Origin of the sequence: Aeromonas sp. QDB17 (assembly GCF_027705305.1) — a bacterium.
Taxonomy (GTDB): domain Bacteria; phylum Pseudomonadota; class Gammaproteobacteria; order Enterobacterales; family Aeromonadaceae; genus Aeromonas; species Aeromonas caviae.
In genome coordinates this window covers 105284-124068 of record NZ_JAPDBP010000008.1, presented here as the reverse complement: position 1 = coordinate 124068, position 18785 = coordinate 105284, and the positions used below count along the sequence as shown (strand labels likewise).

Below are 18785 nucleotides of genomic sequence, written 5' to 3'. Positions count from 1 at the left end.
CCAGCGGCGATGAAACTGGCTTTCCTGTTTTTCTGTTGCCAGCGGCTGATGAGGCGGCAGTGTAACACGCCACCCTTGGCAGGGGTGTCCGCCTGGTGCAAGCTGGAGAGACTCACAACGAGGAGTCACCAAGGAGAGGATGATGGCCAAGGAAAAGAGCAAGAAACGCCCCCGTCTGGACAAGAAGACCTACGAACATCACCTCGCCCACCTGCAGGAGGAGCTGGTCAAGTTGCAGGAGTGGGTCAAGCAGGAGGGGCTCAAAGTGGTGGTGCTGTTCGAGGGGCGCGACGCCGCGGGCAAGGGGGGCGTCATCAAGGCGATCACCGAACCCCTCAACCCCCGGGTCTGCCGGGTCACCGCCCTGCCCGCCCCCTCGGATCGGGAGCGCACCCAGTGGTACTTCCAGCGCTACGTGGCGCACCTGCCCTCGGCGGGCGAGATGGTGCTGTTTGACCGCTCCTGGTACAACCGGGCCGGGGTCGAACGGGTGATGGGCTTTTGCAGCGACGACGAGTATCGCGAATTCCTGCGCGCCTGCCCCGAATTCGAGCGGATGTTGATCCGCTCCGGCATCACCCTCATCAAATACTGGTTCTCGGTCAGCGACGAAGAGCAGGAGAAACGCTTCAAGGAGCGCATCAACACTCCCATCAAGCGCTGGAAATTCAGCCCCATGGATCTGCAATCCCGCTCACGCTGGGTGGAATACTCTCGCGCCAAGGATGACATGTTCACCTACACGGATACCGAGGATTGCCCCTGGTTCGTGGTGGACGCCGACGACAAGCGCCGCGCCCGCCTCAACTGCATCTCCCACCTCCTTGGCAAGGTGCCCTACGAGGCGATCCACTACGAGCCTATCACCCTGCCTCCCATCAAGACCGAAGGCTATGAGCGCCCGCCGCTCACCAGCCAGCACTTCGTGCCGGACGTCACCGCCGCCCTCGAGTCAGACAAGCACGGACAGTGACGGGCCCCGGCCAGCCGCCCCTGCTGGCCGGGCCCGGGCTTCGGATGACGGGCAATAAAAAGCCGGTCTTGCGACCGGCAAAAGGCATTGAACGTATAGAAAGGAAAACCTGGCACTCTCGCCCTCTCAGGCGCGGATATATTTGGCCGTGCGCGGGAACGCCTGCTCTTTGGCATCGAACAGGTAGCAGGCTTCGGCCGGGATGCCGATGCTGTACTCCTGGCCGGTGGCCACGTCGATGTCGGAGCTCGCCTTGACGGTGAAGTCATGACCATCCACGTCCATGTAGACGAAGGACTCGGCCCCCAGGTGTTCGGCTACCTGCACCACGCCGCTCACGCGGCTGTCGGCATGGGCATGACCCAGCGGCACCAGGTGCTCGGGGCGAATGCCCAGCTCCACCTTGTCGCCCACCGCGCCGCGACGGGCATCCACCCGGGCACGCACGGTATCGCCGGAGGTGAGCTTGACCACGCACTCCTGCTCCCCGATCTCCACCAGCTCGCCCGCCAGGAAGTTCATCTTGGGGGAGCCGATGAAGCCTGCCACGAACTTGTTGTCCGGGTTGTGGTAGAGCTCGAGGGGGGTGCCGAACTGCTCCAGGTTGGTGGCCGCCTCGCCCTTGAGCGGGCTCAGCACCACGATGCGGTTGGCCAGCGTCATGGCCTCCACCTGGTCGTGGGTCACGTAGATGATGGTGGAGTTGAGCTCCTTGTGCAGCTTGGCGATCTCGATGCGCATCTTGACCCGCAGGGCGGCGTCGAGGTTCGACAGCGGTTCGTCAAACAGGAACACCTGCGGCTGCTGCACTATGCTGCGGCCGATAGCCACCCGCTGACGCTGACCGCCAGAAAGGGCCTTGGGCTTGCGGTCCAGCAAAGGCTCGAGACCCAGGATCTCGGCGGCGCGCATCACCCGCTTGTGGATGTTCTCCTTGTCCATCTTCTTGAGCTTGAGGCCAAAAGCCATGTTCTCGTAGATGTTCATGTGCGGGTAGAGGGCGTAGGACTGGAACACCATGCCCACGTTGCGCTCCACCGGCGGCACGTCGTTCATGTAGCGCCCGCCGATGGTCAGCTCGCCGCTGGTGATGTCTTCCAGACCCGCGATCATCCGAAGCAAGGTGGACTTGCCGCAGCCGGACGGGCCGACGAAGACGATGAACTCCCCTTCCTTGATGTCCAGGTTGATACTGCGCAGGGTGTCCTTGTGGACAGCCGGGTCGTAATTTTTGCGAACGTTGTTGAGTACTACTTCAGCCATGTCGAGCTCCGCTCTTGAATCTTTGCAAATCGTGATGACGGGGGGAGCCAGCTCCCCCAGCCATGAACCGTTAACCTTTCACGCCGCCTGCGGTCAGACCGCCCACCAGCCAGCGCTGGGCGAGCAGGAAGACGACCGTGATGGGGAAGCCTGACAGCACGGCGGCTGCGGCGAAGTCACCCCACAGGTAGTTCTGCGGATAGAGATACTGCTGGGCCCCGACCGCCAGGGTCAGATTGTTCACATCCTGCAACAGGATGGAGGCCATGGGCACCTCGGTGATGGAGCCGATGAAGGCCAGGATGAACACCACCGCCAGGATGGGCACCGACAGGGGCAGCAGGATCAGGCGGAACGCCTGCCACGGAGTAGCGCCATCGATGGCCGCCGCCTCCTCCAGGGAAGAGTCGATGGTCTCGAAGTAGCCCTTGATGGTCCAGACGTGCAGGGCAATGCCCCCCATGTAGGCCAGGATCAGGCCGCCGTGGGTGTTGAGACCCAGCCAGGGGATGTAGTCACCGATCTTGTTGAAGAGCGCGTAGATGGCCACCAGTGCCAGCACCGCCGGGAACATCTGGAAGATCAGCATGCCCTGCAGGATGGTGGACTTGCCACGGAACCGCAGACGGGCGAAGGCGTAGGCACAGGTGGTGGAGAGCACCACTATCATCAGGGCGGTGATGCCCGCCACCTTGATGGAGTTCCACAGCCAGGTCAGCACCGGGAACGGCGGCGGCGTGATGCTGCCATCGGCGTTGGTGATGGAGATGCCGAGCGCCAGCTTCCAGTGATCCAGGGTTGGATTGGTGGGGATGATCTCCCCCACCGAGAAGTTGCCGTTACGGAACGAGATGGCGATGACCATGATCAGCGGGAAGATGATCAGTGCCAGGAAGCCCCACATCACCAGGTGGGTTGCCCACACCCGGTATTTGACTGATTTGGGTTGTACGATTGCCATGTTGAAGCCTCCTTACAGTTGCTTGTCGGCTTTGGACAATTTCAGGTTGAGCAAGGCCAGCGCACCCACGATGAGGAAGATGGCGGTGGCGATGGCACTGGCCAGACCGTAGTCCTGACCACCCGAGCCCTGGAACGCGATCCGGTAGGTGTAGCTCACCAGCAAGTCGGTGGTCCCGGCCGGCGTGGTGGCCCCGATGATGTCCGGCGCCCCGTTCGTCAACAACTGGATAAGTACGAAGTTGTTGAAGTTGAAGGCAAAGGATGCAATCAACAGCGGTGTCAGCGGCTTCATCAAGAGCGGTACGGTGATCTTGAAGAAGTTCTGTACCGGCCCCGCCCCATCCATGGCGGACGCCTCGTAGAGATCTTCCGGAATGGCCTTGAGCAGGCCCATGCAGAGGATCATCATGTAGGGGTAACCGAGCCAGGTGTTGACGATGAGGATCATCACCTTGGCCAGGAAGGGATTGGTGTACCAGTCCGGCTTGATGCCGAAGGCCGCTTCCAGGAACAGGTTGATTTCACCGAAGTTCTGGTTGAACAAGCCCTTGAACACCAGGATGGAGATGAACGCCGGTATCGCATAGGGCAGGATCAGCATGACCCGGTAGAAACCACGCCCCCTGAGCTGCTCCCACTGCACCAGACACGCCAGCACCATGCCGATCGCCAGGGTGAACGCCACCGAACAGGCGGAGAAGATCACGGTCCAGACGAAGATCTGCATGAAGGGACTCTGGATACCCGGGTCCGTCATGATGCGCATGAAGTTTTTCCAACCCACGCTCACCACGAAACCGGGGGCAACGCCCTTGCCGACGAAGTGACCTTCCGCATCGATGTACTGGTAGAAGCCGGTGTCACCGTTGGGCAGCATCAGCTCGCCGCTCTGGTTGTCACGCAGCAGGTTGCTGTCCTTGATCATGACGCCGGACTTGAGCACGGCGCCGTCGACCAGCTGGGTATAGAGCTGTTTCTGGGCGGCGAACTTGCGCAGGCTGCTCAGGGTCAGATGGATATTGCCTTCCGGCAGTACCACATCCAGGGCACTCAGGTGGGTGCGGTGATCGACGATGGCACGAATGGGTGCCGCCTCGCCGACCGTGGCCCCGTCCAGAGGCTGCAACTGAACAACCTGGGGCTCGTCACGGACCCGTCCTTCACGGACTGCCAGGGTACGCGCCTTGTTGTTCAGCAAGGTAAGGGGTTGACTGATAAAGGATTGGTCGTCCTGTTTCAGCAACAGCTGAAACTGATTGTTCTCACCACCCAGGAGGGTGAAATCGAATTCACCGCCGGTCACCTTGTAGGTTTTTTTCAGATGGTAATCCCGTGCCTGCTCAAGGGAGAGCAAGTTGGATCCCGAATAGTTGGTGAAGGCGATGCCGATCGTGTAGGCAAGAGGGAAGATGATAAAAACAACCATGCCTGCCACACCGGGGAAAATATAACGGTGGGCATAGGTCTTCTTGTTCATGAAGACATAGAGACCGACGGATACGACCACCAGATCGAGCAGGGCAAATACCCACTCGCCGCTGGCATACATCATCACGGCCGCATAACCATTAAGCACTGCGATCAGTGCCGCCATGGTCCATTTCAGCCAGACGTACTTGTCTTTCTTCGGACCGGCATAGGATTCGATAGAAGGTACTACTTCCATGCCAATTAACCTTTATTGCGCCAAGAGAGATTGAGAGAGTGGGAGGCCCGAAGGCCTCCCGGGTAGTGCATGCTTACTGGACGATACGCTTGGCAGCGGTATCCAGGGCTTCGTCAACACCCTGACGGCCAGAGGTGACGTTCTTGAGGGCGGTTTCGAAGGAGGACCAGAAACGGCTCATCTCGGGCACGGACGGCATCGGTTCGCCGTTCTGGGCGTTCAGCATGGTGGCCTTGATGTTGGGGTCGGCTTCCAGGGTCTTCTGGAAGGACTTCAGGGCCACGGCACCCAGCGGCTTGTCGGCGTTCATCGGCGCCAGACCGGCATCGGTCAGCAGGTAGTTCTCGAGGAACTCGATGGCCAGATCCTTGTTCGGGCTGGCGGCGTTGATGGTGGCACCCAGTACGCCAACGAAGGCCTTGGCCGGCTTGCCTTTCAGGGTCGGCAGCTGGGCTACGCCATACTTGATGCCGCTCTTGTCCAGGTTGCTCCAGGCCCAGGGACCGTTGATCATCATGGCCACTTCGCCCTTGTTGAACTTGGCGTCCATCACACCGTAGTCGATGCCCTTCTCCAGGTGACCGGATTTGATCATCTCGGAGATGTAGCCGACGCCGGCCTTGGCACCTGCGTTGTTCACGCCGGTGTCTTTGACGTCATAGCCAGTGGCGGTCTTCTTGAAGGCATAACCACCGTTGGCAGCTACCAGGGGGTAGCTGAAGTAGGGGGTGTCATAGGCCCACATGATGGCGCGCTTGCCATTTTTCTTCAGGTCTTCGTCGATCTTGGCGATCTCTTCGAAGGTCTTCGGCGGGTTGGGCAACAGATCCTTGTTGTAAATCAGGCTGACGGCTTCTACCGCGACCGGGTAGCCATAGGTCTTGCCATCGACGGTCATGGCATCCCAGGCGAATTGCTCGAACTTGGCCTTGGTGGCGGCATTCGGGGTCACGGGAACCAGCAGACCGGACTTGACCCACTCACCGTAACGGTCGTGAGCCCAGAAGAAGATGTCCGGGCCGTTGCCGGTGGCGGCGGCTTGCTGGAATTTGACTTCAACCTGATCCGGGTGGGCGACGGTGACCTTGATGCCGGTTTCGGCTTCAAACTTCTTGCCGACTTCGGCCAGGCCGTTGTAGCCCTTGTCACCGTTGATCCAGATGGTCAGCTGACCTTCATCAATGGCAGCAGTGGCAGAGCAGGCCACGCCCAGGGTAGCCAGACCGATCAGGGATGACAGCAATTTCTTTTTCATGAGCCTTTCCTTGTATTAGTTCCGCGCTGTAAGAGCATTGTGTGCAGATGAATATTATCCCAAGCAGTCAATGCCTCACATGACACGCCTCGCATTTTTGAAATGCAATTACGTATTTTCTTCCAGAAAGTTATGAAAACATTTTCTTATTTCAGCGACTTAGGAAGGGATATCCCCATATTTTTGCCAAGATATGGAAATTAAATTACAGAAAGGAAATTAATTTACGCCACTGAAAGGGATTTCACCCCACTGAAAACCCTTTCATTCCCGATATTTTGTTCAATGTGTTAACAAAAGTACTGAGGTGGTTTCCATCTACATCACCCCCTTAAATAAAAAGGCACCGGAGCGGACTCCGGTGCCTTTTTGCAAGAAATGACGGCTGGATCACATTACGACTGGCGCAGCAATTGATCCTTGAGATTGGGCGGGACTCCCCTGATGGTCAGGGTGTCGGTCTGGGGATCGTAAAAGACCCGGCTGTTGAGCAACTTCTGCTCGAAGCTCAGGGTCAGGCCGCCACCGGAGCCCACAAACTTGGTCAAGCCCCGCAGGGTGGAACGGTCCGCCGGGAAGCGCTCCTCCAGCTCGTACTCCTGACCGATGAAGCTGTAAAAATCGAGGTCCCCATCACCGGGCAATTCCGCCGACAGCTCCTTGATCTCGATCTCCTCGCCGGCGCTGGCCTGCTCGGTGCAATATTTGAAGACCTGCTTCTTGTAGTCATTGCGTTCGGCCGGTTCGAGTTGGCGGCTGTCGCAGTAATCGTCCACCGCCTGCAGCAACCCCTTGTTCTGGATCTTGGCATCCATGCCCTCCCGGGCCCCCAGCAGATCCATGAAGAAATCCCCCAGCTTGCGACCGACCCGGCCCTTGCTGAAGGTGATATAACGACGCGAATCCACCTGGGTTTTCCACTCGGTGAGATCGATGCGGGCCACCAGATTGAGTTTGCCGATATCCAGGTACTGGATGTGGCGCAGCTCCAGCGCCTCGCTCACGGTGACGCTCTCCTTGCCTTCCAGCAGGGCGATCATCAGGTAATCCACCCCCACATAGTTGTACTTGGCAATCAGCAACACCCCCTGCTCGTCCAGGGCATGCTCCACCAGCTGCTTGACCAGCATCTGGGTCAGGTTGACGGAAAAGGGGACGAACTCGGTCTGCTCCGCCAGCAGCTGCTCCAGGGCGATGCGAAAGAGTGGAGAAGGCTGCTTGGGGGCGTCTTCCCCCTCCGCCAGCTCGGCGACGGCGGCCTCGGGATCGGCGAAGAAGCCGAAGCCCTTCCCCCCCTTGCCGTTGTAGATGCGATGCAGTTCTGCCATCAGCCCTTGTACCGCCTCGTCGGCAGGCAGGGTCTGGCTGCGGGTATCGGCGTGGGGCTGGCCATCGTTGCCCGCCCGCAGGGAGTGAAGAATGATCTTGTCGATATCGAGACTCATGTCACAAAGCCATAGTGTTAGCCGAAAGGGTGAAGTATTATAAGGCGCTTTGAACCGAGGTGAACCCAAGATTATGCCCATCGTATCAAAGTACAATAACGAGCAGTTTGACGCCCTGATGAACGACCTGATCACCGCCCTGGAGAAACACAAGGCACCGGTGGATCTCAGTCTGATGGTCCTTGGCAACCTGACCACCAACATCATCAACGGCATGGCCCCGGCCCAGCGCCAGGCGATCACCGAGAAGTTCATCCAGGCACTCACCGCCTCGGTGGGCCATCGCCACGATGCGCACTGAGTTTCTTCGCATTCTTTGATGTTTTTCAAGCAGATGGATCATTATGGTCGAAACCGGCAACCCCTATCGCGATAATGTCTCTCGCCTGATCACCTGGGGGCATTGGTTCTCCTTCTTCAACATCATCCTGGCCATGCTGATCTCGACCCGTTACCTGGGCGCCATCAGCTGGCCGTCGACCACGCTCGGCGTGACCTATCTCGTCATCAGCTGGATAGGTCATTTCTCGTTCCTGAGCTTCGTCACCTATCTGCTGACCATCTTCCCCTTGAGCTTCATCCTGCCCAGGGAGAAGCCGCTGCGCTTCATTTCATCCATCATCGCCACCCTGGCGCTGGTGCTGCTGCTTATCGACACCCAGGTGTTCCAGCTGTTCAAGTTCCACTTGAATGGCCAGGTGTGGCAACTGCTGCTGGATCAGGCGCAGACCGAAGAGGGCTCTATCTGGAGCATCATCTTCGTGGCGGTGCCCGCCATCTTCCTGCTGCAACTGCTGCTGTCGGCCTATGTGTGGCGCAAGATCAACAAGCGCAAACGCCGCCAGTACGGCAATCAGGTGGGACTGGCCCTGCTGGTCTGCTTCATCCTGACCCATCTGGTCAACAGCTGGGCGGATGCGACCCTGTATCAACCCATCACCATGCAGCGGGCCAACTTCCCCCTCTCCTACCCCATGACCGCCAGGAGCTTCCTGGCCAAGCATGGCTGGCTCGACCTCGAGCAGTATGAGAAGAAGGCCGAAGATCAGGGAAGCGCCGAGCACCGTCTGCTCTATCCCTTGCGCCCCCTCAGCGTGAGCGCACCCAGCGATCACAAGAACCTGCTGGTGGTGGTGGTCGACTCCCTGCGAGCCGACATGCTCAACAACATCAACATGCCCAATCTGCAACGCTACGCGGACAACCACTTCAATTTCCGCCAGCACATGAGTGGTGGCAATGATGAAGCCATGGGGATGTTCAGCCTCTTCTACGGGCTGCCCGGCCACTATTACGGGGACATCCGAGCCGACAAGCGCCCCCCCGTGCTGTTCGACGAGATGCTGCGTCAGGACTACCAGTTCGGCCTATTCGGTGCACTGGAAGATGCAAAACAGTATCGCCAGAGTCTGCTTGCGGGTCTGCGCAAGCAGGTCTTCGTCTCCCGCCAGACCGATGACCGCAGGCTCATCGACGACTGGCAGCAGTGGCTTGGCACGCGCACCGCGGACAGACCCTGGTTCTCTCTGGTCTATCTCTCTAGCCCGGGGGATTATCAGGTGCCCGCCAGCATCAAGGGCCCCTTCCAGCCCGAGTTGACCCGCTTCAACCCGGCCACTGCCTATCGGCCCGAGAACCTGCAGAAGCTGGAGAACCGCTACAAGAACGCGGTCTTCTATACCGATCAACTGCTGGAGCAGATGCTGACCCAACTGCAATTGCAGGGGCTTGATGATCAGACCATCGTCGTGATCACCTCCAACCACGGTCAGGAGTTCAACGAGACCCAGAGCAACAGCTGGGGCTATGGCAGCAATTACTCGACCTATCAGGTGCAGGTCCCTCTGGTGCTGGCCTGGCCTGGTGCCGAACCTGCGCCCCAGGCGCAGGCGAGCAGCCACCTGGATCTGGTACCGACCCTGATGAAGAACATGCTGGGTGTACGCAACCCCTATCGTGACTACAGTACGGGGCGCAACCTGTTCGAAGCCAGTACACGCACCTGGCTGCTGGCGGGGGATCAGAATGACTTCGCCATCTATCAGGGCAACACCATCACCCAGTTCAACAAGCAGGGGGACTTCGAGCTGCTGGACCGCGACACCTATCGCCCCATCAAGCACGGCACCCCGGACATGGGCACCCTGATCCAGGTGATGAACGAGCTCAATCGCTTCTATCGCGCCCCCTGATCAGCGCCAGCCCACCTCCTTGAGCCCGCCCCTATGGCGGGCTTTTTCTTGCCCGCACCACGCCCGTCCTCCCGTTTCTCATGGCGTCATTCGCAAACGTATGCCACCACCTTACTGACTTATCTCTCAAAAAATTCAATTCGATCAATATCATAAAAACAAAATGATAATGATTGTCATTTATTGATCTACTTGACTCCCTCTGCAATAATCCGCGCCCTTCAGGTTTAAATAATAATTATTCTCAAATATGAAAATTCGACTTCTTCACTACTGGCCCATGCTGCTGTCCGGTACGGCGCTGGCTGCCAGCGATCCCGCCGGGGTCGACACAACGGACATGCCCCCCGAACTCAAGGGGCGGGAAACCATCGTGGTCAAGGGACAGCGTATCGAGCAGAAGCTCTCCGACGTGTCGGGTTCCATCACCGTCATCACGGAGGAGGATCTGGATCGCCAGGTTGCCACCGAGCTCACCGATGTGTTCAAGAACGAACCCGGCGTCTCGGTGACCGGCTCCGCCGGCCGCCCCCAGAACATCATCATCCGCGGCATGGGCGGCAACCGGGTGCTCATCATCAAGGACGGGGTGCGGGTCAGCGACGGCTTTGGCGCCGACGACCTCAACGACAAGGTGGGGCGCTTCAGCTTCGATCTCGACGATGTCAAACAGATAGAGGTGGCCAAGGGAGCCGGTTCCTCCCTCCATGGCTCCGATGCCATCGGCGGCACCATCGTCATCAGCACCAAGCAGCCGGAAGATTACCTTCAGGGCCAGGATGCCTATCTCAGCAGCAAGGTGCTGCACGATGGCAGCAGTGACAAGCAGAAGCTGAGCGCCACCGGCGCCGCCCGGATACGGGATACCGAACACCTGCTGCGCCTCTCCGGCTGGCAGGGACATGAGACCGCCAACTACGACGAGAGCCGCATCCCGGCGGATCTAGATGGCCTCAGCGCCTCCACCAGCTCTCGCATCCAGCTGAACGAACATCATCTGCTGCGCCTCGAACTCGACTACTTCGAGGACAACGCCGAGCGGGATCAGGGGCCGCGCGAAGTGCCCCAGCCCGATGGCAAGTGGCAGGTGCGCCAATACCACGAGCAGGGCAGCCAACGCACCCAGGGAGGCAAGCTGGCCTGGGAGGCTAGCAACCTCGACACCGTGCTGGCAGACAGCCTCACCTGGAGTGCCTACGGCAATCACTCGAAAAACACCGCCAACAAGCGCAGTCTGCTGCAAAACGATCTGCTGAGCGGTTATCCGCGCTATCGCAGCGAACGGGAACTCGCCACCTTCACCGAAGACAGGATCGGTACCGAGCTGGATGTGCGCCGGGATCTCGCCACCGGCCCTCTCGCCCATCAGCTCAGTTACGGCATTGAGCTCGAGCGCACCACCCACGAGCGGCCGGTGGAGAAGCTGAGTCTGGAGGCCGGCATTCCCCAACCCGGCCAGTCCGCCCCCTTCAGCCGCGCCCGTACCGACAGGGCCGGGGTCTGGCTCGGCGACGTGGCCAGCCTGGGCCAGTGGCAGTTCACCCCCACCCTGCGCATGGATCACCAGTGGCTCACGCCGCTGGACGGCAGCAACGACAGCAACCACAGCTGGCACCTCTCCCCGAGCCTGGCCACCAGTTACCGCTTCAACGACCAGTGGCGCAGCTGGCTCAGCTATGCCAACGGGTTCCGGGCGCCTTCCTACGACAAGGTGTACGGCAACATCCCCCACTACTTCGCTCTGCCGCCCTTCGAGATCATCGCCAACACAGGGCTCAAGGAGGAAACCAGCCACAGCATCGAGTGGGGGCTGAGTGGCGAGGGGGACAACTGGAGCATCAAGCCAGCGCTCTTCTACAACCGCTACTACAACTTCATCGACTGGCGCGAGGTGGGGCTGCGCCTGAGCGATGGCGTCATCCTGCGCCAATATCGCAACGTCGCCAAGGCCGAAACCTGGGGGGCCGAACTCGCCGCCAGCTACTGGCTGACCCAGGAGTGGGAGCTCGCCACCAAGCTCGGCTGGGTCGATGGCGAGGACAACAAAGGTGAAGCGCTGCGCACCCTGACGCCCCTCGAGGGCAACACCCGTCTTAGCTATCAGGCCAATGAGTGGAGTCTGGGCATTCAGGCGGACTATGCCGCCGCCATGAGCCGGGTGCCCACCTGCGGCAACAGCCTGACCGGCCGCCAGGGGGACTGCCTCGAAAGTGCCGGCTGGCTCAGTTTCGCCCTGACGGCCGACTGGCTGGTCACCGACGCCCTCAAGGTCAACCTCAAGCTCGACAACCTGTTCGACACCCGCTACACCCGCTATCAGGATGTGGCCGGGCTGGAAGCCGGGACCGATGCTTCCCTCTTCACCCAGAGCGGCCGCACCCTGAGTGCCAGCCTGCGCTACACCTTCGTGGGGATCTGATGCACAGCCTATTGATCCTGGCCAGCCTGCTGGCCACGCCGGCCCCCGCCTCTCCCCTGCCTGAGGCAACCCTGGAGGCCGCGCCCCTCATTCCCGAGCGCCCGCAACTGATGAAGGGGGAGATAGCCCGTCTCGATCCCTATGGTGGCTGGCGTGACGACAGCCGCCAGGATCCCGCCCTCCTGACGCTGCTGCGCGAGCAGAACCGCTGGACCGAGCGGCAGCTCGCCGACCAGGTGCCACTGGTGCAGCGCCTGCAGACGGAGTGGCAGGGCCGGGAGCGGGGCGAACCCGTGCCTGACGACTGGCTGAGCCAGGCTGGCAGCCAGTGGCGCATGGAGGCGGACGGCAGCCTGTGGCAACGCAGCGACGCCAATGCCGCCCCCCGAAAGCGGCTGGCTCCCCGCCAGCCGGCCGAGGGGTATTACGAGCTCGCCGCCTGGGCCCTTCACCCGGACGGGCACGTACTTGCCCTGGCCGAAGACCGCAGGGGAGATCGGGACTACCGCATCACCCTGCTGGATCTGGCGAGTGGCGAGACACTCGCCTCTTTGCCTCACCGCGCCGGCGATCTGCTCTGGAGTCTGGATGGCAAGACCCTCTACACCCTCGCCAACGAGCGCCAGACCCTGCGCCCCTGGCAACTGCTGGCCTGGCAGGATGGCAAGGAGACCCGGTGTATGAGGAGCGCGATCCCGCCTGGCTGCTCGGCCTCTATCGCACCACGGATCGCCGCCACCTGGTGCTGCAAAGCAACAACCACGACAGCTCGGAGCAATACCTGCTGGACGCGGGTCGGGCCGACCTGCTCAAGGGGCGCGAGCGCGGCCTCGAATACTACCTGGATACCCAGGGGGACAGGGTGCTGCTCAAGAGCAACCGGGACGGCGCCCTCGGCCTCTATCAGGTGGCCGACTTGAGCCTGGTGGCAAAGGGAGAGTGGCAACGGCTCTGGTCCGGCGAGGGCCGGGAACTCGAGAAGTGGCGCCTCTTTGCCCGGCACACCGTGCTGCAATACCGCAAGGAAGGGGATGACTGGCTCGATGTGCTGGATGCCAAGGGTGCGTTGACTCACAGCCTGCCGCTCACCGATGGCGCAGGCACAGCCTGGATCCAGGGCAGCCAGGAACCGGCCAGCGACAAGGTGCTCATTCGCCGCCAGGGGATGGCCGAGCCACCTCACCAGCGCTGGCTGGATCTCGCCTCCGGCGCCTGGGAGGGGACACCCGAGAGCAGGGACACCTCCCCCTATCAGAGCGAGCGGCGCTGGATCGCGGGCAAGGACGGGGTCAAGGTGCCTGTCTCCCTGGTCTGGCGCAAGGGCATTACCCACTCCAGGGCACTGCTGCTCTACGGCTATGGGGCCTACGGCACCCCCATGCGCCCCTACTACCAGCCCCGGGTGCTGAGCCTGCTGGATCGCGGCTTCGTCTACGCCATCGCCCATGTGCGCGGGGGCGGTCTGCTCGGCGAATCCTGGTACCGGGAGGGTCGTGGCCGTGACAAACAGCACAGCGTGGATGATTTTCTCGCCGTGGCCGATGCCCTGGCACGGGATCCCGCCATCGATCCCGCCCGGCTGTTTGCCATGGGTGGCAGCGCCGGCGGCCTGCTGGTGGCTGCGGCACTCAACCAGGCGCCCACCCGTTTCGCCGGGGCCGTGCTGCAAGTTCCCTTCGTCGACCTGCTGGGCACCATGCAGGATCCCGAGCTACCCCTCACCCGGCAGGAGTACGCCGAGTGGGGCAATCCGGCCATCCCGGGTGACTATGCCGCGATGCGCCGCCTGAGCCCCTACGACAACCTGCACAAGGCCCCTTATCCCCCCGTCTATGTGACGGGTGGCCTGCACGACAGTCAGGTGCCCTACTGGGAACCCCTCAAGTGGATAGCCCGCCTGCGCTCCCATAGCACGGGAACAGGCCCCTATCTGCTGCGCACCGAACTCGACGGCGGCCACCTGGGCGCCCCCCGAACGGCGGCGCTGCGTGCGGCGCAGGAGTTTGCCTTCCTGCTCACCCTGGCGGGCGTCAACCACTGACCCCTTGTCCTCTTTTTCTGGAGTGAACCATGAAACCCTCTTCCCTGGCCCTCTGGCTGGCGGCAACCCTGATCTCATCGCCGCTGCTGGCGGCCGATCTGCAGTTTGTCGATGAACCACCCCTCACCACGACGCCGAAGCGCTGGCTCGAGCAGCGCCTCGGTGTGCTCCTCGCCCCCGATTACGACAGGGCCAGCCTGCTCGGCCACCATTACAGCTTTCGCCAGCGGGTGAACGGCCTGCCGGTGGCCGCCACCCAGGCCGCCGTCAGTGTCGACGGGGACGGCCGCCCCTGGCGCCTCTATCACAACCTGCGCCCCTTGCAGAGCACAGCGCCCGGCTGCGATGCCAGCGGCACCCTGGATCCCCTGCTCGCCACCCTGCGCACCGACGGCAACCAGATAGAGACACTGGGACCGGTCGAAGCCTGGTACTGGCGAGACGGCGATACCCTGGTGCCTGCCCTGCGCCAGCGGGTGCGCGAGCACAAGGCAGGCAATGCCAAGGCCAGCCAGGTGCAGCTGTTTGCCCGTTGCGACGGGGAGCAGGAGCTTGGCCGTCTCGGGGATCAGGCAACTACCCGCCCTCTGCATGTCGCCGACGCAGGCGATCAGCAGGTTCAGGCCCGGGTGTTCGACCCCGATCCCCGCACCCGCCTGCAGGACGCCAGCCTGGTCTGGCACGACACGCTGGTGCTGGCACAGGCCGCCTACCAGGATCCGGTTCCCCTGCCGGTGAGCCTGCAAGCCGGGCAGTATCGCCTGAGCGGCCCCCATGCCAGGGTGGTGGATGTCATGGCCCCCGAATCGGCCCCCTACAGCAGCAGTGACGTGCAGGGTTTTCGCCTGACCCGGGACGATCGCGGCTTTGCGGACATCAACGCCTACTACCATCTGGATCTCGCCCAGCGCCACCTCAAGGCGCTCGGCTTCACCGATCTCATCCCCGGGGCGCTCGACATCGACACGGACGCGGGCTATCAGGACAACTCCCTCTACGATCCGTTCGAACGCAGGCTGGAGCTGGGTCGCAGCGGCGTGCCCGATGCCGAGGATCCCATGGTCATCTGGCACGAGTTCGGCCACGGGGTGCAGCACCACATCCTGCCGGATCTCGGGGAAGAGGGTGACTGGGGGGCCATCGGCGAGGGCTTTGGCGACTACCTGGCCGCCAGTCATCGCCAGCGCAGCGAAGCCGGTCGCCAGTTCGAACCCGCCATGGTGTTCAACTGGGATGCCCGCTTCACCGACCGCACCCCGCGCCAGCTCGACGATCTGCGCGCCCGCTACCATCCGGACTACCGCTACCCGGCCCACCGCACCATCAACGGCAGCAACGGGGATCAGCTCTGGGGCACCCCGCTGTTCCAGGCCCTGCTGACGGCGGTGGCCGAGCACGGTGAGGCGGCCAGGGACGAGTTTGATCGCGTCATCATCGAATCCCACTTCGGCCTGGGGCCGGCCATTAGCATGCCGCAACTGGCCCGGATCACCGTGGATACTGCCGCCCGTCTCTACCCGACGCGAGCCTATGCCCGTCTGCTGGAGCAGGCATTTCGCCAGCACGGGCTGCTGCAAGCTCCCGTCAATATCGCCCTCGCCGAGGGGAGCGCCATCCCGCTGGGGCAGCGCCAGTCGGTGCAGCTGACCCTCAGCAACCCGGGCAAAGAGGAAGTGACCCTCAACGAGCTGGCCCTCACCCTACCAACCGGGTTGCAGGCCGATCCTGACAACTGGCAACCAGCGACCCTGGCCGCCGGTGCCAGCATGACCACCACCCTGCGCCTGCTGGCCCAGAGCCCGCTCGCCTGCGGCGACGAGGCGAGCCTCTCGGTGAATCTCGCCATGAGCGGTACCAGCCCCACCGAGCGCCAGTGGCAGCAATCCCTGACCCTGCCCATCGGCACCCCCGTCATCAGCCGGGCCAGTGGTCGGTCGCAGCGACTGAACGATGCCCAGAGCGAGGAGGTGCGCGGCCTGAGCGAAACCAGCCTGCTGCTGGAGAAGAGCGATGCCCGTGTGAGCGACAGGCTGCAACTGAGCCTGGATCTGCAGCACGAGGCGCTGGATGAGCTGGAGATCTGGCTCAGCTCCCCCGCCGGCACCCGGGTCCAGATCTGGGACAAGGGTTACAGCCCCCTGCCGAGCCTGAAAGGGGTCTTCCCCACCGAGTTGCAGTCCCTGCAACCCTTCAGCGCCTTCGAAGGAGAACCCCTGGCCGGTCGCTGGACCCTGGAGGTGGTGGACAGCAAACCGGGCAATCAGGGTCTCCTGAACGGGTGGAGCATCAGCCAGCGTACCGGCGCCCAGTGCGGCAACACCGTGCCCGTGCCGGATGACGGCATCATCCGCTTCGATACCTCGGACAGCAGTGGCGGTGGGGCCTTCCCCCTGCTCTGGCTGCTGCCGCTGGCCCTGTGGCGCCGTCTGCGTCGCCTCTGACTCTCCCTACATAAAGAAGAGAGGGGCCAAGGCCCCTCCAAGGACACACCATGACCATGAGAATGACCCCGATCGTCTGCCTGCTGGCCCCCCTGCTCAGCGCCTGTGGCGGCGGTTCGGACGAGGCTCCCCTGACCGCGCCGGACTACCGCCTGACGGTCAGCCTGCCCGCTGCGGGCACCCTGTGCATCAACCTGAACCAGAACGACGGCTGCGAAGCCAATGAGCCCGCCGTCAGCGGCGAGGCCGGTGCCCACTCCCTGACCCGGCGCCACCCTGATCTGCTCACCACTCCCCTGCTGTTCATTCCGGCGGATCCCGCCGCCCTGCCCCTGGCCCACCCGGCGGCTCGCCAGGACAACCAGCACCTCACCCCCAGCCCCCTCAGCACCCTGCTGCAAACGCGTATCTCGGACGGGCTGCCACCGGCTCAGGCCCTGACGGACGTGCTGTTCGCCCTGGCGCCCCTTCACCCCGGCCCAGATCTGGCGGCCCTAGCGCAGCTGGGCGACTTCAACCGCGCCCTCGCCGAGCTGGCCCTCGCCGCCTTCGATGACGAGGCCACCCTGCCCGCCAGCGAACGCCGTCAGCAGATCTGGCAAGGCCTTGTCACCCTGCTGCCCGAGCTCGCCCGGCACTTTGCCGCCAGCCCCGAGCTACTGAGCCAGCAGGCCAGACTCGCCGCCGTGCTGATGCAGCAGCAACCCCGGGCGTTGGTGACCGCCAGCGGCGTCACCACCTACACGGACGGGGTGGATTATCTGCTCACCCAGGAGCCTGCGGATCACCCGGGCCAGGAGGCGAGCCTGGACCAGGCGCCCCTGCGCTATCGCAAGCTGGATGGCAAGGGGCAACCCCTGGCGGACAATGCCGACGAGTGGGAGTGCGTGGAGGATCTCAATACCGGCCTCGTCTGGGAGAAGAAGCTGGCGGATCCGGACAGTCCGCGGGATCTGCACCGCACCTTCGCCTGGGAGTTCGACAACTATCACCCGACCCAGGAGGAGCGGGATTACGCCTGCCCCGAAGGGGAGGCCATCTGCACCACGGAGCAGTACCGTCAGTGGCTCAATGCACAGCAACTGTGCGGCATCACCCACTGGCGCCTGCCCCACGCCCGTGAGCTGATGAGTTTGCAGCACTACGGATCCCTCGCCCGCCAGGATGGCCAGCTCGTCACCCTGGATGTGCGCTACTTCCCCGATGTCGGTACCACCACCACAGACTTCAGCGGCTACTACTGGAGCCAGACCCTGACCCCGTCCCGCCGGCTGGAGAGCGCGCCTCTGAGCGCCATCGCCCACATCTTCCTCGGCGAGGACGCCGGTGCCGACTATCCCACCCCAGTTCAAAACAGCAATGACGCCAACGGTCTGCAACTGCGCCTGGTGGCCGAGGTAACCCGATGAACAAGTATCTTCTGACCCTGCTGCTCACCCTGTGCAGCCCCCTGGCACTGGCCATCGCCATCTGCGACGACGCCCTGCCCCGTACCAGCCCCACCGCCCGTTTCCAGGATCACGGCAACGGCACCGTCACTGACAGGGGCACCGGTCTGACCTGGATGCGCTGCCAGCTCGGCCAGACCTGGCGCAACCAGAGCTGCGAGGGGGAACCCACCCACCTCTACTGGCAACAGGCACTGCAGACGGCGGAACGGATCCGCACCGAACCGAGCCATGCCCTGTATGGCTTTGGTGGTCATCACGACTGGCGCCTGCCCACCATCAAGGAGCTCGCCAGCATTCTGGAGTCCGCCTGTTACAAACCGGCATTGAACGAAACCATCTTCCCCCGCGCCATGGCCGGGGATGGCAAGGAGGTGAACGACGGCTATGTCTATCTCTGGTCTTCCACCCCGGTGCCGGCCCTTCAGGGCGTCGCCTACCTGGACATCACCAGCGGCTCCGTCGCCCAGCGCGCCCCCCGCGCCTGGGCGAAACAGGTCCTGCTGGTGAGGTGACAGCCTGACCATGGGGGCCACCCGGCCCCCTGTTTGACACGAGGCAAGAAGCGCCAGGGTGACCCTGGCCGTCAAAAAAGCATCAAATTGCGTCATGTGATGCCTGTTCAGGGCGGTTTTGCACGCCGCAGCGCTGGCATGAAACCGGCAGAGCGGTTAGTCTA

Annotated in this window: 12 protein-coding genes and 1 pseudogene; 8 read left to right on the top strand and 5 right to left on the bottom strand. The window is 62.5% G+C overall.

The window, feature by feature from the left end:
• Nucleotides 1–142 precede the first annotated feature (142 nt).
• Nucleotides 143–973: a polyphosphate kinase 2 gene (gene ppk2 / locus OKC41_RS09075; RefSeq protein WP_010674253.1), complete on the top strand. Its 831-nt coding sequence runs from the start codon at nucleotides 143–145 to the stop codon at nucleotides 971–973.
• A gap of 126 nt (nucleotides 974–1099) precedes the next feature.
• Here ppk2 and OKC41_RS09070 read toward each other — a convergent pair whose 3' ends face one another.
• From OKC41_RS09070 to yejK, 5 genes are all read right to left on the bottom strand, one after another.
• Nucleotides 1100–2236 (bottom strand): ABC transporter ATP-binding protein, encoded by a 1137-nt coding sequence (locus OKC41_RS09070; RefSeq protein ID WP_041212788.1) that lies wholly within the window; start codon nucleotides 2234–2236, stop codon nucleotides 1100–1102.
• A 70-nt stretch (nucleotides 2237–2306) separates the two neighbouring features.
• The gene (malG, locus tag OKC41_RS09065) at nucleotides 2307–3197 is read right to left on the bottom strand and encodes a maltose ABC transporter permease MalG (protein ID WP_039038630.1); all 891 of its coding nucleotides are present in this window, start codon (nucleotides 3195–3197) and stop codon (nucleotides 2307–2309) included.
• A 12-nt stretch (nucleotides 3198–3209) separates the two neighbouring features.
• Entirely contained in the window at nucleotides 3210–4865 is a 1656-nt protein-coding gene (malF, locus tag OKC41_RS09060) for a maltose ABC transporter permease MalF (RefSeq protein WP_041215465.1), read from the bottom strand.
• Nucleotides 4866–4938: 73 nt separating this feature from the next.
• Complete coding sequence (malE, locus tag OKC41_RS09055) at nucleotides 4939–6120, bottom strand: maltose/maltodextrin ABC transporter substrate-binding protein MalE (protein WP_010674249.1); 1182 nt, start codon at nucleotides 6118–6120, stop codon at nucleotides 4939–4941.
• A gap of 395 nt (nucleotides 6121–6515) precedes the next feature.
• Complete coding sequence (gene yejK, locus OKC41_RS09050; RefSeq protein WP_270671913.1) at nucleotides 6516–7565, bottom strand: nucleoid-associated protein YejK; 1050 nt, start codon at nucleotides 7563–7565, stop codon at nucleotides 6516–6518.
• 73 nt (nucleotides 7566–7638) lie between these two features.
• Here yejK and OKC41_RS09045 point away from each other — a divergent pair, with 73 nt between their 5' ends.
• From OKC41_RS09045 to OKC41_RS09015, 7 genes and pseudogenes are all read left to right on the top strand, one after another.
• Nucleotides 7639–7866: a YejL family protein gene (locus OKC41_RS09045; RefSeq protein ID WP_039038627.1), complete on the top strand. Its 228-nt coding sequence runs from the start codon at nucleotides 7639–7641 to the stop codon at nucleotides 7864–7866.
• A 43-nt stretch (nucleotides 7867–7909) separates the two neighbouring features.
• Nucleotides 7910–9757, top strand: a complete 1848-nt coding sequence (locus OKC41_RS09040; protein ID WP_042015924.1) for a DUF3413 domain-containing protein — start codon at nucleotides 7910–7912, stop codon at nucleotides 9755–9757.
• A gap of 250 nt (nucleotides 9758–10007) precedes the next feature.
• Nucleotides 10008–12176 (top strand): TonB-dependent hemoglobin/transferrin/lactoferrin family receptor, encoded by a 2169-nt coding sequence (locus OKC41_RS09035; protein WP_270671912.1) that lies wholly within the window; start codon nucleotides 10008–10010, stop codon nucleotides 12174–12176.
• Nucleotides 12176–14217 (top strand): annotated as a pseudogene (locus OKC41_RS09030) (prolyl oligopeptidase family serine peptidase). The gene OKC41_RS09035 and the pseudogene OKC41_RS09030 overlap by 1 nt, the downstream one beginning before the upstream one ends.
• Nucleotides 14218–14246: 29 nt before the next feature.
• A complete protein-coding gene (locus OKC41_RS09025; RefSeq protein WP_201894850.1) occupies nucleotides 14247–16658 on the top strand; it encodes a proprotein convertase P-domain-containing protein in 2412 nt (803 codons plus the stop codon).
• A 50-nt stretch (nucleotides 16659–16708) separates the two neighbouring features.
• Complete coding sequence (locus OKC41_RS09020; protein WP_201894851.1) at nucleotides 16709–18067, top strand: DUF1566 domain-containing protein; 1359 nt, start codon at nucleotides 16709–16711, stop codon at nucleotides 18065–18067.
• Nucleotides 18064–18621 carry a DUF1566 domain-containing protein gene (locus OKC41_RS09015; RefSeq protein ID WP_201894852.1) on the top strand — a complete coding sequence of 186 codons (558 nt, stop codon included), beginning with the start codon at nucleotides 18064–18066 and terminating at the stop codon, nucleotides 18619–18621. The genes OKC41_RS09020 and OKC41_RS09015 overlap by 4 nt, the downstream gene beginning before the upstream one ends.
• Nucleotides 18622–18785 lie beyond the last annotated feature (164 nt).

Bases quoted from the DNA above. Each gene is read 5' to 3' on its own strand.
- ppk2 (WP_010674253.1), top strand. From the start codon at position 143: ATGGCCAAGGAAAAGAGCAAGAAACGCCCCCGTCTGGACAAGAAGACC.
- OKC41_RS09070 (WP_041212788.1), bottom strand. From the start codon at position 2,236: ATGGCTGAAGTAGTACTCAACAACGTTCGCAAAAATTACGACCCGGCT.
- malG (WP_039038630.1), bottom strand. From the start codon at position 3,197: ATGGCAATCGTACAACCCAAATCAGTCAAATACCGGGTGTGGGCAACC.
- malF (WP_041215465.1), bottom strand. From the start codon at position 4,865: ATGGAAGTAGTACCTTCTATCGAATCCTATGCCGGTCCGAAGAAAGAC.
- malE (WP_010674249.1), bottom strand. From the start codon at position 6,120: ATGAAAAAGAAATTGCTGTCATCCCTGATCGGTCTGGCTACCCTGGGC.
- yejK (WP_270671913.1), bottom strand. From the start codon at position 7,565: ATGAGTCTCGATATCGACAAGATCATTCTTCACTCCCTGCGGGCGGGC.
- OKC41_RS09045 (WP_039038627.1), top strand. From the start codon at position 7,639: ATGCCCATCGTATCAAAGTACAATAACGAGCAGTTTGACGCCCTGATG.
- OKC41_RS09040 (WP_042015924.1), top strand. From the start codon at position 7,910: ATGGTCGAAACCGGCAACCCCTATCGCGATAATGTCTCTCGCCTGATC.
- OKC41_RS09035 (WP_270671912.1), top strand. From the start codon at position 10,008: ATGAAAATTCGACTTCTTCACTACTGGCCCATGCTGCTGTCCGGTACG.
- OKC41_RS09025 (WP_201894850.1), top strand. From the start codon at position 14,247: ATGAAACCCTCTTCCCTGGCCCTCTGGCTGGCGGCAACCCTGATCTCA.
- OKC41_RS09020 (WP_201894851.1), top strand. From the start codon at position 16,709: ATGACCATGAGAATGACCCCGATCGTCTGCCTGCTGGCCCCCCTGCTC.
- OKC41_RS09015 (WP_201894852.1), top strand. From the start codon at position 18,064: ATGAACAAGTATCTTCTGACCCTGCTGCTCACCCTGTGCAGCCCCCTG.